Source organism: Paenibacillus sp. FSL R7-0198 (assembly GCF_038000415.1).
Lineage (GTDB): Bacteria > Bacillota > Bacilli > Paenibacillales > Paenibacillaceae > Paenibacillus.
Genome location: NZ_JBBOCB010000001.1, coordinates 3,246,904 through 3,262,254, shown reverse-complemented (window position 1 = coordinate 3,262,254; position 15,351 = coordinate 3,246,904). Strand labels below are relative to the sequence as shown.

Sequence of the window (15,351 nt, the reverse complement as noted above, 5' to 3'; positions counted from 1 at the left end):
GGTGGTGACGATGGTCGGTCAATTCTAACGAACCAGAGACGCGCTATTGGCCATAAATCAGCATAAGTCAGATTCTAACGAATCGCTGAGACGCTATTTTTCGGTTATTCTAACTTTGGGGCAGTTTTCCGCGGCTAAAATCGGATATAAGGTGTCTCAGGTTCGTTAGATTTTGAAAACATGCTAAAAGCTGCAAATAAGACGTTTACGATTCGTTAGCGTTATTACATGTTCGACTTTTTGAATCTCCAACGTGTAACATACCGCGCCTTCCCTACCCCTGCATCGTCTTATTCTGAAAAGCAGCGATATCCGCATACTCTTCTTCGAATTTGCGGGAGATGCGGATGAAGATTGGGAGGAGTTCCCGATAAACACGGACACTGTCCGGGTCCGGCTGGTGCCGATGTGTCGATCCGATCATGCCGGAGACGGCACTTAGGGAATCGATGCGGCCAAGGGCGTACAAGCCCAGTACGGCTGCACCGAGACAGGAGCTTTCGATACTTTCGGGGATGATGACATCCTGATCGAAAATATCAGCCATCATCTGGCGCCATAGCTCAGAGCGGGCGAAGCCGCCTGTCGCCTGAATTTTTTTCGGACGACCGATCTTTTCTTCAATCGCCAGCATGACCGTGTATAGGTTGAACAATACACCTTCGAGCGCAGCGCGAATCATATGTTCTTTCTTATGGTGTAGCGTCAGGCCGAAGAACGAGCCGCGGGCGTTCGGATTCCAGAGCGGAGCCCGCTCACCTGTCATGTACGGATGGAACAAGAGACCTTCCGAACCGGGAGGTACATTTTCCGCAACACGAGTGAGCACTTCATACGGATCAATGCCAAGCCGTTTCGCTGTCTCGACCTCGGAAGCTGCAAACTCGTCCCGAATCCAGCGGAAAATAACACCGCCGTTGTTCACTGGTCCGCCAATGACCCATGCATCCTCCGTGAGTGCATAACAGAAGAAGCGTCCTTTCGGATCGGTCACCGGTTTATCTACGACTGTACGAATCGCTCCACTGGTACCAATGGTCACGGCCACGACGCCCGGATCAATGGCGTTCACGCCCAGATTGGAAAGCACACCATCACTTGCACCGATCACAAACGGTGTGGTGACCGCAATGCCCATCTCCTTGGCGTACTCCGGGTGCAATCCATGTTTCAGCACATGTGTGGTTGGAACCAATCGGGACAGGTGTTCCGGCGTAATGCCCGCCACATGCAGCGCTTCTGCATCCCAGTCGAGTTTCTCCAGATTCATGAGTCCGGTGGCGGAGGCCATGGAGTGATCAATGACGTATTCAGAAAATAATTTATAGAAGACATATTCTTTCATGGATATGAATTTGTACGTCTGTCTGAAAAGTTCTGGTTGATCCCGGGTGAGCCACATGATCTTGGTGAGTGGGGACATCGGATGAATCGGCGTACCTGTTCTCAGATAGATTTCGTGACCATTCATCTCGGATTTGAGTACTTCGGTCCACTCGGCACTGCGATTATCTGCCCAAGTCATGGCCCGCATCAGCGGTTTGCCGTGTTGATCGACAGGCAGAATGCTGTGCATGGCCGAACTGAAGGATACAAACAGGATGTCCTCTGGCTTCACTCCCGCTTTGGAAGTGGCCTGTTTAACTGATGTAATGACTGCTTTGAAAATATCTTCCGCATCCTGCTCCGCAATCGCAGGTGTGGGGGTGTGCAGCGGATAATCGGCACTGCCTTGTGCCACAATGGTTCCGTTCTGTTCGAACAAGACGGCCTTGGTGGAGGTCGTGCCGATATCTACGCCGATCATATAGGGTGAAGAAGCCATTTTGTCATCCCTCTTTCTTGAATATATAAGTGAAATGAATGCTGTTACACGTTAACACTTCGGGTACAGAAAGCCTTCTGATCGCGTAAATGCGAAGCATATGCTTTCGAAGTAGCTTTCCTCTGGAAAGCTTTTAACTCCATTTCTTCAGGCCCTTTCTGTCCCCTTCGTGCACTTGGCGCTATTCATCCAACTTATATGGCATCTGTTATTTCATCTATAGATAAGAATATCAGACTTGAGGGATGGATCAAAATGCCACAATCTTAGTCTTTCACTGCTCCAGCGGCAATATCCGAAATAAACTGGCGGCTGATGAACAGGAACATAACGATGAGTGGAATGACGGCAAGCAACGTACCAGCGATAACCATTGCATAGTCTGTGTTATACAGTCCGTTCAATTGGGACAACGCAATCTGCAACGTATATTTACGTTCATCCGTCAGGACGATCAAAGGCCACAGATAATCATTCCATACACCAATAAAGGTGAACGCGCCGAGGAAAGCAAATGCAGGTCGCAAAATCGGCAACGCCACGTTCCAATAGAGTCGGAAGAAATTACAGCCGTCGATGCGGCCCGCATCCAGTAGATCGTTCGGAATCGACTCTGTTGCATACTGGCGAATCCAGAAAATGCCGAAGGCGTTTACCATGCCCGGTATGATGAGGGCTTTGAAGGAACCGACCCAGCCGAACGTTGCCATGAGTACGAAGGAAGGCACCAGCGACAGCTGGGAAGGTACCATCATGGTGGCGAGCAGCAGGATGAAGAGCCACTTTTTGCCGGGAAATTCAAACTTCGCAAACGCAAACCCCGCCAGTGAGTCAAAAAACAGTACAAGAATGGTCACGAGGCCCGACACAAACAACGTATTCAGAAAGGCACCCCAGAAGTCAATCTGCTGTAACACCCGCGTAATATTATTCCACAATTCGCCTCCGAACCAGAGCTGCGGTGGAAACTTGTAGATATCGGACGTTGTCCGGGTAGACATTACAATCAGCCAATAGAACGGGAACATGGATATGAGCATGCCCCCGATAAGACCGGTATACAACACCAGCGATTTGAGGTGTTTGGTCGCCATGTGCGCTCCCCCTTATCACATCAGGATGATTTGCCTTGAACAAGCTTCCAGTTCACAATCGAGAACAGGGCGATAATGAGGAACATGCCCCAACCAACGGCAGCGCCATATCCGAAGTAATTGTTAATGAAGGATTCACGGTAGAGGTACAATACAATCGTCATGCCTGCTGCACCTGCGCCACCATCATTACCTACCAATACTTGTGGCTCAGTGAACAGCTGCATACCGCCAATCGTTGATGTAATGACCGTAAACAGGATCACAGGACGCAGCATCGGAATTGTAATTCGGAAAAAGGACTGTATCGCTGATGCGCCGTCAATCTTGGCTGCTTCGTATAATGTCTGCGGAATACTCTGTAGTCCGGCCAGATAGATGACGGCATTATATCCGGTCCAGCGCCAGACCACCATGGAGGAGATTGCGACTTTAATGCCCCATGGTGCATTAAGCCACTCCACAACCGGTAGCCCGACCGACTGCAACAGATAATTGAGAAAGCCATAATTGTTGGCAAATAAAGCACCGAAGATAATGGCTACCGCCACGATGGATGTGACGTTTGGCAGGAAATAACCGACCCGAAACAGAGTACGGAACTTCACAAATGGTGCATGCAGCAAAAAGGCAATAATCAGGGCGAAGAAGAGCATCGGAATCGTCGAATAGATCCAGATCATGAACGTATTGCCCACGGCTTGCCAGAACTCGGCATCAGTCAGCATGTATTTAAAATTGTTGAGTCCGTTAAACGTCATGACACCGATGCCATCCCATTTATGAAAAGCCAGATAGAGTGAGAAACCGATTGGGAACAGCCCAAATACCGCAAACAGAATATAAAACGGCGATATCGCAACATAAAGTGCACGATGTTCCCACATTCTCGCCCATAGTGACTTCTGCCGATCCAGATCAGGTCTTGCATGTCCGGGATCGGGAGTAAGACGAGGTTCAGTTACAGCCATATGAATTCCTCCTTTGCGGATAACGAAACCACACGTTCTTCAGGTTAACGCTGCAATTCCCGCTCGACGCGGTGTACCGTATCCGTCCAGACCTGCTGTGGATCGGCATTTTGCTTCGCGACATCATTCAGCCGCCGGGTGATAATGTTGTGAACGGATGGGTATCTTTCGCCAAAGAAAGCATCCGGCACATCCTGTGCCGATTCGGCAAATACAGGCCCTGTCGCCTGTCCACCAAAGAAAGGTTCTTTTTCTTTCATGGCAGGATCATCAAACACACCTGGTGCAGAAGGGAAAAGGTTCAATGTCTGATATTGCTCCAGTTGATTTTCGGGACTTTGCAGCCAGCGAACCAGTTCAAAGGCTTCCTGAGGATGTTCACTCGACTTCAGGATGGACAGGAATGATCCTCCGTTGTTGCCATCTCCCCCCGGTGCCCGAGCGACCCGCCACTTCCCGGATGTATCCGGAGCGGCTTCCTGAAGAACTTGTTTCATCCAGACAGCACCTACAAAAGAAGCGATTTCGCCATTATTCATCGCGGCGTTCCAGCCTGGAGTCCAGCCATCTGCATTGGCTAGCAGTCCCTTCTCTTTGAAAGCAACGGCTGTATCCCAGCTCTTGCGCACAGTAGCGGAATCCATGCCGATAAAGGACCCGTCCGGCCGGAAATAACGCTCCGCAGACTGCGATATGACTTGATTGTAAACGGTTGCAATATTGTCGGTTAGAAAAACCTTGCCTCCGAATTTTTCCTTGAGCTGTTCTCCGGCAGCAGCATATGCATCCCAACTGTTGATCTGGCGTGTAACGTCTTCGGGATCAGATGGCAATCCGGCTTCCTTGAACAGATCTTCTCGGTAGAAGAGGGCTGTTGGGCCCGTATCCATCGGGAAACCAATCATCTGTCCGCTTGGCGTAACGCCTTGCTTCCATTTCCACGGCAGATATTGGTCTTCAATATCTCCTGCACCGAGATCATACAGATTATAGAAACGGTCCTCACTGGGGAATAGCTCCATGATCCAGTCGTTCAATGCCACAATGTCTGGTTCACCTGAGCGTGCAGCGAGTGTTGTTTTGAGTTTTGCTTTGAAATCACCGCCGATTTTCTGAGCTGTCAGTTCGATATTGGGGAACTTTTCCTTAGCCCTGGCAATCAACTTATCATCGATGGAACGATTCCAGTACCATAATGTAAGCGTTACCTTTTTGTTGTTCGCTGAATCGTCCTGTCCGGGCCAGATGGAGCATCCGCTTATGAGCAGGACGCAGACCATCAGTATGGCTGTCCAGCATGTTCTTTTCCGGCGGATCATGTGTATTACCCCCTCATCGTTAAGTTCGAGGCATGAAGTGCTTTGGACTACAACATTAGTGTATGAGCAGTTTATAAACTCATACCCAATATTCCTAAAATGAAACACATATTTGTGTCGATTGCGTAACATAAATTGGGTAGTTACTTTAAAAATAAAAGTTACTTGACACATTATAATTTTTATTCTAAACTAACTTACATAAAGTAACTAATGATGATGAGAATAATATAGATACGTACTATATAACATCCAAGTGATCCAATTTCGCTCTGGATGCGAATCAATCAACATACAAGTTGGCCTAAACAGGAGGAACGACAATGATCAATTCACATATTATTCAACTGCTTGCCCCCAAAATTCAGACTTTTCCGAGTGGAAAAGAGTTCATATACCTGGTGGGACCAATCAAGCTTCCGGTTAACCTCGATGGGGAGACCAAGACATTCCAGTGGTACAGCTGGATGAAATCGGACAAAGCGATGGAGAGCGGTGAGTTAATCGAATCTCTTGCTGCTGCTGAACTGGCAGAGCGTCAACAATCCAGTGTTCTGGTGTATGGTGACTTTGCTGAAGCGCAAGAAGCGCTGATCCGGATGCACAGCATCTGTCATACAGGCGACATCTTTGGTAGCAAACGCTGTGATTGTGGCTTCCAATTGGAGCAATCCATGAAAATGATTGCCGCTCACGGAGCAGGTGCACTGTTCTATCTTGCGAACCATGAGGGACGTGGCATCGGTCTGTTCAGCAAAGCCATGGCGTACATTTTGCAAGAAGAAGGTCTGGATACGGTAGATGCGAACTTGCAGCTCGGATTCACGGACGATGCTCGTAATTATGACGATGCTATTGCTGTGTTACGTGCGCTTCGTTCTGCTCCGGTTACATTGATCACCAACAATCCACGGAAGCTGGCTGCCTTGCAGGAAGCGGGATTGAATGTGGGCGGACGTGTTCCACTATGGGGAGATCGCTCTGCTTTTAACGAAAAGTACCTGCAAACGAAAGTGAACCGTTCTGGTCACTTGGCAGAAAGTGATGGATGGGCTGGGGCAGATACGCTGCTTCCGCATGCGCAGGCTTAATCATTATTAATAAACGTATTCGATTAGCTGAATAGTCGTTGTTGTACTCTCCGTTATGGAGAAGTGCAGCAGCGGCTTTTTTTGTATGGATGATAGGTTAGCGATCAGGTTTTCCTGATTCACGGAATGGCTTGCCGTTCTCACAGTACGGAATATACAATATAGTCATCTGATGAATGCGGGAGGAACGAAGGTGCCATTTGAGGGACAACGTATGTTGCCGGCTGCAAAGAGCATGAAGCAGTTTGAAGCGATGATTGAAGGCCCTTATACCTATGGGGTGATGCTGGAAACCCATATTGCACAGCTTATGAGTGTAATGGACGAGGCGCGGCGGTATGACAAAAAAATACTTTTGCATGCAGATTTGGTTCAGGGTTTAAAAAACGATGAGTATGCGGCAGAGTATCTGTGTCAGCACATTCGCCCGGCAGGACTGATCTCTACGCGAGCGAGCGTCATTCAGAAAGCAAAGCAGAAAGGCATTACAGCGATTCAACGTATTTTTCTGCTGGATACCCATGCACTGGAGAAGAGTTATCTCTTGCTGGCCAAAACTCAACCTGATTATATTGAAGTACTACCTGGCGTCATTCCGCATATTATTGCGGAAGTATCTGTGCGTACGGGGATACCCATTATTGCGGGGGGATTGATCCGTTCACCGGAAGAGGTTGAACTTGCGCTTGGCGTCGGGGCTACGGCAGTGACCACATCCAACGCAGATCTGATCCGACACTTCGAGAAATCGCTTACACCGTAAAAAGAACCCACAACAGGAGGTTGTCTGTATGGAAAAATATATATTGGCTCTGGATCAGGGAACAACAAGCTCTCGAGCTATTCTGTTTAACCGTGGCGGAGAGATTGTACACATTGCACAGCAGGAATTCCCTCAATATTTCCCCAAGCCGGGCTGGGTAGAGCAGAATGCCAACGAAATCTGGAGTTCCATTCTTGCCGTGATGGCTTCATGTCTGGCCGAGAGCGGGATCAAGCCTGTCCAGATTGCCGGGATTGGAATTACAAATCAGCGGGAAACCGTTGTGGTATGGGACAAAGAAACAGGCAGACCCATCTATAATGCAGTGGTATGGCAGTCCAGACAGACCGCAGACATCTGTGAAGATTTGAAGACACAGGGACTCGGGGACCTTTTTCGCCGCAAAACAGGATTATTGATCGATCCCTACTTCTCGGGAACAAAGATTAAGTGGATTCTGGATCATGTCCCTGGTGCCCGGGAGCGGGCAGAGAAGGGGGAAGTGCTGTTTGGCACGATTGATAGCTGGCTAATCTGGAAACTGAGCGGGGGTACACATGTCACGGATATATCCAATGCCTCACGTACCCTGATCTATAACATCTATGATCTGCAATGGGATGACGAATTGTTGGATATCCTCGACATTCCTAAGGCGATGCTGCCAGAGGTGCGAGGTTCATCCGAGGTGTATGCACACACAACAGACTATCATTTCTTCGGTCATCGGATTCCGATTGCGGGAGCGGCAGGAGATCAACAGGCAGCGATGTTTGGTCAGGGCTGTTACACCAAGGGCAGTATGAAAAATACATATGGTACGGGTTGTTTTATGCTTATGAATACGGGAGAGAGCCCGGTACAATCCAATCATGGACTGATTACAACGATTGCCTGGGGGATGAATGGCAAGGTTGAATATGCGCTCGAAGGCAGCATTTTTGTTGCAGGGTCTGCGGTTCAGTGGCTGCGTGACGGATTAAGAATGCTTCGCTCATCAAAAGATAGCGAGGATTACGCCTCACGTGTGCCTTCAACAGACGGTGTTTATATGGTACCTGCATTTGTGGGACTGGGCAGTCCGTATTGGGATAGTGAGGTTAAGGGTGCAGTGTTTGGCTTGACCCGAGGCACGACAAAGGAACACTTTATCCGTGCTACGCTTGAGGCGTTGGCGTATCAGACCAAAGATGTACTGGAGGCAATGGAATCCGACTCGGGTATTCCCGTGCATGCTCTGCGTGTAGATGGCGGGGCGGCGGCCAATGATTTCCTCATGCAATTCCAGAGTGATATTCTGGGCATTCCTGTCGAACGTCCAACGGTGAATGAAACAACAGCATTGGGTGCGGCTTATCTGGCAGGATTGGCGGTTGGATATTGGACGAGTGCGGATGAACTGACGGATCATGAAAATACGGAGCGTGTCTTCCAGCCTGTTATGGCTGAGCAACAACGAACAGAACTGTATGCAGGCTGGAAGCGTGCAGTGAACGCAGCAATGGCTTTTAAATAAAAGGAATGAAATGAATATTTCTTGGTGTGGGTATTTGTACTTTTTAACTAAACATATGTTATAAATGATATTTACTGGTGGAAAATGATGCATGATTTACAGGGTTATTCTTCCTGAAGAAGGCAAAATATATACCCACTATAAGGAAAAATACAAGGTTAGTGGATTCATTTGAAATTCCATCCTTTGGCAGAACAACTTTTTGAATTTTTTTTGAATAATGTGTCATTTCAGGACTTCACGCCGTCAAAAATCTGTGATAGGATAAAGGCACAAGTTAAAAAATGATGTCTGGAGATCGGGAGGGACCACGTGCCGCTCAGCAATTGCTGAGCGAATGACGTGGTCCTTTTTTTGTTTTTTTACGGAAACATAAAGGAAATTAATGGGAGGTTCAAGAATGACAGAAACGTTCTCGTCAGCACACCGGACCGAATATTTGCAAAACATGGCGAATGTACATTTTGACGTATTAGTTATTGGTGGTGGGATTACAGGCGCAGGGATTGCATTGGATGCGGCTTCCCGTGGATTGAAGACAGCGCTTGTAGAAATGCAGGATTTTGCAGCAGGTACATCCAGTCGATCGACCAAACTTGTCCATGGCGGATTGCGATATTTAAAGCAGTATGAAGTGAAGATGGTTGCTGAGGTAGGACGGGAGCGGGCTGTCGTTTATGAGAATGGGCCACATGTGACAACACCGGAACCGATGTTGTTACCGATCTACACGGCAGGTACGTTCGGCCGATTCAGCACATCCATTGGACTGATGGTGTATGATCGGCTCGCCGGGGTGAAGCGCAGTGAACGACGCCAAATGTTGAATGCTGGAGCGGTGTCAGATAGTGAACCTTTATTACGCAAACAGGGGTTGTTGGGTGGTGGACTCTATGTGGAGTACCGGACTGACGATGCCAGGCTCACCATAGAAGTTATGAAAGAAGCCGTCAAACGTGGGGCACAGGCAGTGAACTACGTTAAGGCGAAAGGTTTCCTGAAGGAGAATGGCAAGATTACAGGTATTGAAGCTATTGATCAGATCGATGGGCAGACCTATACGCTAAAAGCAAGCAAGATGATCAACGCTTCCGGTCCATGGGTGGACGGTCTGCGGGAATTGGATGGTTCGCGCCAGGGGAAAACGCTACAGATGACCAAAGGCATTCATTTGGTCTTTGATGGTAAACGATTCCCGCTAAGACAGGCGGTTTATTTTGATACACCAGATGGTCGAATGGTGTTTGCTGTCCCGCGTGATGGCAAAACTTATGTGGGGACAACCGACACCGTATATCAGGACGATCCTGCACACCCCCAAATTTCCGACTCCGACCGTGATTATGTCATTAATGCAGTTAATGGCATGTTTCCAGATGTACGGATTGGTACCGAGGATGTGGAATCCGGATGGGCGGGTGTACGTCCACTAATCCATGAGGAAGGCAAGAATCCTTCCGAAATTTCACGTAAAGATGAAGTCTGGGTATCCGAATCCAATCTGATTACGATTGCCGGGGGCAAATTAACCGGATACCGTAAAATGGCCGAGATGGTCGTTGATCTGGTCGCACGCCAGATGGAGCAGGAGAGCGGGCATTCCATAGGCCCTTGTGTAACGAAGAAGATGCCCATCTCCGGGGGTGATGTAGGGGGATCGGCTGGATTTGTATCGTATGCGGAACGCAAGATCAAGGATGGTGTTGCCTTGGGACTTGCTCGACCTGCTGCGGAGCGACTGGTCCGCACGTATGGTTCCAATGTGGAGGCACTATATGAGCGAATGCCCGATCCACGCACCAAGTCCGAGCTTCATGGCATGCCACAGGAGCTACTGTTGATGTTAAGTTACGCGATTGATGAAGAGATGGCTGTAACTCCGTCTGATTTTTTGGTACGAAGAACAGGTGATTTATTCTTCCGTATTGATGAAGTTCGTCGCTATAAAGCAGCGGTTATCTCGTATATGGCAGGTCGTTTGAACTGGTCTGAAGAGGAAGAGGTTAAACATACACAGGAACTGGATCAGCTGTTGCTGGAAGCATCCGGCAAAATCTAAGGCAGGATTTCAAGGTCGAGAGTCGAATGGAACATGTAAGCGTGTAACATAGAGAGGGGATTACATCCATGACATTACAGATCGGAATCATTGGAACAGGCTGGTTCAGTAAGGTACACGCGGATATTCTCGCACGGATGGAAGGTGTTCGTGTTGCGAGTGTCTGTGGAACATCGCTCGAAAAGGCAGAGGCTATGGCCTCGGTTTATGATGCTGTTGGTTACGGGGAACTTGAACATATGCTGGATGGTGAGAAGCTGGATGCGGTGTATATTTGTGTGCCTCCGATGTCTCACGGATCGATTGAGTCCGAATTAATTCGCCGCGGTATTCCATTCCTGGTGGAGAAACCTTTGAGCACCGGAATGGATGTTCCGCGTCAGGTGTTGGATCAGGTGCAAAAGAGCAGATTGTTAACCTCTGTAGGATACCATTTCCGTTATCAGGAGGCCGCGCAGGTCCTGCAGCAGTCGATGAAAGAACAGACGGTCGGCATGGCACTTGGCCGCTGGATGGGCGGAATGCCAGGGGTCGCCTGGTGGCGGCGTCAGGACGGTTCAGGAGGACAATTCGTCGAGCAGACTACACATATTGTAGACTTGCTTCGGTATTGTGCAGGAGAAGTTACGGAGGTATATGCTGTAGCAGCTCAGCGAAGCATGCATGAGAAGCATGAGCATGTGACCGTTGCTGATGTGGCGAATGTGACGCTCAAGCTGGAAAGTGGAGCGATTGCCAGTATCGCCAATACATGTCTGTTGCCAGACGGAGAGGGCGGCGCTGGGCTCCAGTTCTACACGGATGCAGGTGTGTGGGATTGGACGCCAGAACGTTTGCTTCTGCCAAGTGCCGCAAAACATGCGATGGCAGGTCTGGAGATTCCGGCAGGACATAATCCATACGAGCGTGAGAATGAAGCGTTCATTCATGCCCTGCGTACGGGAGACCGTTCACGAATTCTGTCCGATTATGCGGATGCCTGCCGTACACAGGAGATTACGACGGCGGCGCTGGCATCGGCAGATTCCGGTCTGCCTGTACAGCTTCAGCCTTCAAAACATCTCTCTCATTAAAAGGTTGAAGGTAATATAAATACGCCTGAATCAGGGAATGATCCGCAGATCAGCCTGATTCAGGCGTATTTGTGTTGAGTAGAGATTATTGAGCAGCAATTCAACTACTCGGATTTCTGCTGTTTCAACCAGTCGGATGACCAACTGTAGATCTGATCAATGACAGGTTCAATGGCTCTGCCTTTCGGTGTCAATTCATACTCTACACGGGGAGGTATCTCGGGAAACATGTGCCGGGTTACGATACCTTCCGTCTCCATTTCCTTCAATCGCTCCGATAAAAGTCGTCCACTGATCGCCATCTCTGCTTCAAGCTCCGTAAACCGCTTGGGTCCGGACAACAGTTGGTACATGATTAACAGTACCCACTTCTTGCCTATGATGTCTATGGCTTGAGTGATCATACAGGGACTTGGTGCTTTTACTTTTTTCAGCTTCAACGTGTTCACCTCGATTCATGATTATTTTCTTCGCAGGTTGTATATGAAAGGACATGGATTCTGCCGCTTTAAGAATATAGGACATCCAAGTAAATGAGGGTTACTACAAAATATACTGTAACATACCTTTTGTATGTATTATACATCATACAGTGAAAAATTACTTGAAGAAATTATATTATTATTATATACTAACTTCACAAAAGTAAGTTGGTGATAAATAATACGTATAATATGAACGCGTACTATTCTGAAAATTGAACTGGGCTGAACGGTTGAAAACAAAGTGACCTTTGGGAACTTTTACATAGATTCTTTTTTTACAATGTGCAGCAAAAATAATTATTACATAGTAGGAACATATAATTTGTTACAGGAGGATCTACATATGAACAAGATTTTGGGTTACGTTTTTCTGGTTGTGTTAGCAGGTGTCTTCGTCATGACGGGGTTTAACAAGATTAGTGGAGCAGACATGATGATTCAGACATTCGAGAGTTTCTCTTATCCAACATGGACCATGTATCTGCTCGGGGCTGCAGAGTTGCTTAGTGCCGTAGGGTTGCTGATTCCACGTACTCGCATCCTGGCTTCTGGCATACTGACATTTATTCTGATTGGGGCCGTGGGAAGTCATCTGATCTATGCACAATATGCCGCTGTTCCGTTCCCGGCTGTGTTATTAGTGGCTAACATTATTGTTCTGATTGTGGGCATGCGCAGATTGGAAGCGGAAGAAGAAGGTCAGATGGACGCAGTTCAGGCGTAAGTTAAAGATAAGAGGGAACGTTATTGGGCTGTTCACCGTGGAAAAAGTATTCCTGTCAAAAGGAATGTAAACGCGGGTGCCTATGCAGAAGATGACCACTGCCAGTGAGCGGTGGTCATCTTTTTTATGTAAGACTTCGCGTGGCACGTGTAACGATTCGCCGCGTATGTTGGGTATCCGACTGCTGAGTCCAAGTGGCACAGACCTGCCGCACCCACTCTGGATTCGTCTTGCTGGCATCGTTCAGCCAGTTACTTACCGAATCCTGCACATACTTATGGGCATCGGATTTCACCGCGTCAAGCAAGGGAAGGGCCATGGCCGGATTTTCTTTTAACTCCTGAATATGCTTGGCCCAGACGCCACGAGGTCTGATTGATTCTATGGCAAAGCGACGGATCAGTGGATCAGGGTCAACGCTCAATGGGAATAACTGTTGCAAGGCTGAGGATAATTCGGCAGAAATGGACTCCCGTACAGCCATCCAGGCAATTTCTCTTACACCAAAGTGATGATCTGCTGCAAAGGGCCGAATATGTTCCAACTTTTCAGTCAGGTTCAGACCGGAATCCAGCCCAATGATATAAGCCGCCCAGCAGCGAACGCTGTCTGAACGATGCTCTGCAATGGAGCGAAAGAGAATCGTTTGTTCATTTATTGTTAGACCTTTCAACAGATTAAGCCATTGCATGGCTATGGCCGGGATGATTTTCATGATCCGCTGCTCATCCATCTGTGTTAACTGCTCTGTAATTACTCTGGTTTCGGCATCCATTCCCCATTCATGGGTAACCTTCTGAAAAAGAGAAACATGATCTACAGCCAGCCATTCGGTCAGATTGACCGATTCGATATGTCCTGCTTGTAGCCAATTGCGGATATGCTCAGGGATTTCCGTTGCTTTACGGGCACCTTTGCGAAGAAAAATGTCTTCAGGGATAAATAGATCTGGCTTAGCATTCAACAGTATGTTCCTCCTTGGTTGTATAACATCATGCGTTATACAATACAACTTGCTGGAGAACAGGGATGTAAGGCATCTTACAAGTGGGCAGTGATTTTCCGGAGGTTAGCGATTTCGTCACGATGAAGGGAGACTGATTTGAATCCGGTACGAATACGACCTGCTTTTGCCAAGTCTTGCATGACAATCGTAACCGATTCCCGTGTGGCTCCCGCCATCCAGGCAATCTCCTGATGGGTAAGTGCGAGTTGAATATTGCAGAACTCATCTTCTTCGATCCATCCCATCTGTTCAGCCAGGCGGAAGAGATTATGTAGCACCTTTTCATGCAGGTTTCCGAGTGCGAGCGTCTGTGTCAATTCACTCATTTGCTTGATCCGCTCGCTTAGTACGTTCATCAGTCTCATCATAAATTCTGGATGTTCAATCAGAAACTGTTCAAAACGTTGTTTGTTCATCAGGCAAATATCACACTCCTCCATCGTTTCGATATAAACGGTGCGTGTTCCGAGTGAGATTCCGTTCATTTCTCCAAACACGTTACCTTCCGTCAAAATATCGAGAGTGAACTGCTTGCCCTCCGGATTTAATGTATATAAACGAACCTTTCCCCGTTTTACAAAATAGAAACCTTCTGTAAACGTATCGGGTGTCTGGATCTGTCTGTTTTTGGGTATGGTCGTAATAGAAGTCATCCCATCCATTTCAATCAGGTCCGCCTCGGACAAGGAGGACATGAGGTCGAATTGTGATAAATACAGAATTTTATCCATAGAACTCCTTTCCATTACGATATGAATATAAAAAAAGAAGAACCCACGAAAAACAACGGGTTCTCTTGCAGCGGGACTTCCTGATCGGAAGGTCTTCTGACTATAAATGATCGAATGCCATTTTGATTATAGTAACTTTTTTAATTGAGAGACGCGTCCTTGGCTGATGCCAAGCTTTTCCGCAATTTGCTGTTGAGCCAAACCGGGATTCTGTTCAACAATTTCTTTCATCTGTTGCAGCATGCGTGCCGTCTTCGGCCGCAGATCCGGGTATTCTTGGTTGTCAGCTGTGGTCCCTTCTTCCCTAGCGGGAGATGAGACTGAGGCGGATTTGGAAGCAGGACGCTCCACGGGTGCAGGAGCCTGTTTGTTCTGAGGTACGAACCAGTCGGGAGAGTCATCCGGGTGTTTTAATTGAATTGCACAAGTCCGGCAGATGAATTGTTCTTTGAAATACATTTCCGTATCTACATCACCGCAAAAAATACATAATGTTGATTTGTACTTTCGTAAAATCAACTCTTTCCCTTCAATGAAAAACTCAAGCGGATCGCCGATATGGATTTCCATCGTATCCCGCATTTCTTTGGGAAGGACAATTCGTCCAAGACGGTCCAGAGATCTCTTCATTCCGGTTCTTTTCATCGCATCTCCTCCGCAATATTCACAATTAAAACCTGTCCTTATTGTAAGG

At 47.8% G+C, this 15,351-nt stretch carries 14 protein-coding genes; 6 read left to right on the top strand and 8 right to left on the bottom strand.

Annotated elements, in window-relative coordinates:
• Positions 1-274: 274 nt before the first annotated feature.
• From gntK to MKY87_RS14005, 4 genes are all read right to left on the bottom strand, one after another.
• Positions 275-1,825, bottom strand: a complete 1,551-nt coding sequence (gene gntK / locus MKY87_RS14020) for a gluconokinase (RefSeq protein ID WP_340964983.1) — start codon at positions 1,823-1,825, stop codon at positions 275-277.
• Positions 1,826-2,091: 266 nt separating this feature from the next.
• Entirely contained in the window at positions 2,092-2,919 is an 828-nt protein-coding gene (locus MKY87_RS14015; protein ID WP_036612996.1) for a carbohydrate ABC transporter permease, read from the bottom strand.
• A gap of 20 nt (positions 2,920-2,939) precedes the next feature.
• Positions 2,940-3,806 carry a carbohydrate ABC transporter permease gene (locus MKY87_RS14010; RefSeq protein WP_036613110.1) on the bottom strand — a complete coding sequence of 289 codons (867 nt, stop codon included), beginning with the start codon at positions 3,804-3,806 and terminating at the stop codon, positions 2,940-2,942.
• A gap of 128 nt (positions 3,807-3,934) precedes the next feature.
• A complete protein-coding gene (locus tag MKY87_RS14005; protein WP_445669420.1) occupies positions 3,935-5,209 on the bottom strand; it encodes an ABC transporter substrate-binding protein in 1,275 nt (424 codons plus the stop codon).
• A 323-nt stretch (positions 5,210-5,532) separates the two neighbouring features.
• On the opposite strand from MKY87_RS14005, the gene MKY87_RS14000 reads away from it, so the two are divergent.
• The 5 genes from MKY87_RS14000 to MKY87_RS13980 all read left to right on the top strand — a co-directional run bounded on the left by MKY87_RS14000 (position 5,533) and on the right by MKY87_RS13980 (position 11,711).
• The gene (locus MKY87_RS14000; protein ID WP_339788129.1) at positions 5,533-6,300 is read left to right on the top strand and encodes a GTP cyclohydrolase II; all 768 of its coding nucleotides are present in this window, start codon (positions 5,533-5,535) and stop codon (positions 6,298-6,300) included.
• Between the two features lie 193 nt (positions 6,301-6,493).
• Positions 6,494-7,063, top strand: a complete 570-nt coding sequence (locus MKY87_RS13995) for a glycerol-3-phosphate responsive antiterminator (RefSeq protein WP_339788132.1) — start codon at positions 6,494-6,496, stop codon at positions 7,061-7,063.
• Positions 7,064-7,091: 28 nt separating this feature from the next.
• On the top strand, positions 7,092-8,579 hold the full coding sequence (glpK, locus tag MKY87_RS13990) for a glycerol kinase GlpK (RefSeq protein ID WP_338589055.1): 1,488 nt from the start codon (positions 7,092-7,094) through the stop codon (positions 8,577-8,579).
• Positions 8,580-8,979: 400 nt separating this feature from the next.
• Positions 8,980-10,638 (top strand): glycerol-3-phosphate dehydrogenase/oxidase, encoded by a 1,659-nt coding sequence (locus MKY87_RS13985; RefSeq protein WP_339788135.1) that lies wholly within the window; start codon positions 8,980-8,982, stop codon positions 10,636-10,638.
• Between the two features lie 68 nt (positions 10,639-10,706).
• Positions 10,707-11,711: a Gfo/Idh/MocA family protein gene (locus tag MKY87_RS13980; RefSeq protein ID WP_339788137.1), complete on the top strand. Its 1,005-nt coding sequence runs from the start codon at positions 10,707-10,709 to the stop codon at positions 11,709-11,711.
• 104 nt (positions 11,712-11,815) lie between these two features.
• On the opposite strand, the gene MKY87_RS13975 is transcribed toward MKY87_RS13980, so the two are convergent.
• Positions 11,816-12,115 (bottom strand): winged helix-turn-helix transcriptional regulator, encoded by a 300-nt coding sequence (locus MKY87_RS13975; protein ID WP_026081419.1) that lies wholly within the window; start codon positions 12,113-12,115, stop codon positions 11,816-11,818.
• Positions 12,116-12,539: 424 nt separating this feature from the next.
• Here MKY87_RS13975 and MKY87_RS13970 point away from each other — a divergent pair, with 424 nt between their 5' ends.
• On the top strand, positions 12,540-12,920 hold the full coding sequence (locus MKY87_RS13970) for a DoxX family protein (RefSeq protein WP_340964978.1): 381 nt from the start codon (positions 12,540-12,542) through the stop codon (positions 12,918-12,920).
• 124 nt (positions 12,921-13,044) lie between these two features.
• Here the strand turns inward: MKY87_RS13970 and MKY87_RS13965 are convergent, their stop codons facing one another.
• The 3 genes from MKY87_RS13965 to MKY87_RS13955 form a co-directional block, all read right to left on the bottom strand.
• The gene (locus MKY87_RS13965; RefSeq protein WP_340964975.1) at positions 13,045-13,884 is read right to left on the bottom strand and encodes a DNA alkylation repair protein; all 840 of its coding nucleotides are present in this window, start codon (positions 13,882-13,884) and stop codon (positions 13,045-13,047) included.
• 77 nt (positions 13,885-13,961) lie between these two features.
• Entirely contained in the window at positions 13,962-14,657 is a 696-nt protein-coding gene (locus MKY87_RS13960) for a Crp/Fnr family transcriptional regulator (RefSeq protein ID WP_340964972.1), read from the bottom strand.
• 126 nt (positions 14,658-14,783) lie between these two features.
• On the bottom strand, positions 14,784-15,302 hold the full coding sequence (locus MKY87_RS13955) for an AbrB/MazE/SpoVT family DNA-binding domain-containing protein (protein WP_076209663.1): 519 nt from the start codon (positions 15,300-15,302) through the stop codon (positions 14,784-14,786).
• Positions 15,303-15,351 lie beyond the last annotated feature (49 nt).

Excerpts from the sequence above, each read along its gene's own strand:
- gntK (WP_340964983.1), bottom strand. The coding sequence starts at position 1,825 with ATGGCTTCTTCACCCTATATGATCGGCGTAGATATCGGCACGACCTCC.
- MKY87_RS13955 (WP_076209663.1), bottom strand. The coding sequence starts at position 15,302 with ATGAAAAGAACCGGAATGAAGAGATCTCTGGACCGTCTTGGACGAATT.
- MKY87_RS14000 (WP_339788129.1), top strand. The coding sequence starts at position 5,533 with ATGATCAATTCACATATTATTCAACTGCTTGCCCCCAAAATTCAGACT.
- MKY87_RS14015 (WP_036612996.1), bottom strand. The coding sequence starts at position 2,919 with ATGGCGACCAAACACCTCAAATCGCTGGTGTTGTATACCGGTCTTATC.
- MKY87_RS13980 (WP_339788137.1), top strand. The coding sequence starts at position 10,707 with ATGACATTACAGATCGGAATCATTGGAACAGGCTGGTTCAGTAAGGTA.
- MKY87_RS14005 (WP_445669420.1), bottom strand. The coding sequence starts at position 5,209 with ATGATCCGCCGGAAAAGAACATGCTGGACAGCCATACTGATGGTCTGC.
- MKY87_RS13975 (WP_026081419.1), bottom strand. The coding sequence starts at position 12,115 with ATGATCACTCAAGCCATAGACATCATAGGCAAGAAGTGGGTACTGTTA.
- MKY87_RS13960 (WP_340964972.1), bottom strand. The coding sequence starts at position 14,657 with ATGGATAAAATTCTGTATTTATCACAATTCGACCTCATGTCCTCCTTG.
- glpK (WP_338589055.1), top strand. The coding sequence starts at position 7,092 with ATGGAAAAATATATATTGGCTCTGGATCAGGGAACAACAAGCTCTCGA.
- MKY87_RS13970 (WP_340964978.1), top strand. The coding sequence starts at position 12,540 with ATGAACAAGATTTTGGGTTACGTTTTTCTGGTTGTGTTAGCAGGTGTC.
- MKY87_RS14010 (WP_036613110.1), bottom strand. The coding sequence starts at position 3,806 with ATGTGGGAACATCGTGCACTTTATGTTGCGATATCGCCGTTTTATATT.
- MKY87_RS13985 (WP_339788135.1), top strand. The coding sequence starts at position 8,980 with ATGACAGAAACGTTCTCGTCAGCACACCGGACCGAATATTTGCAAAAC.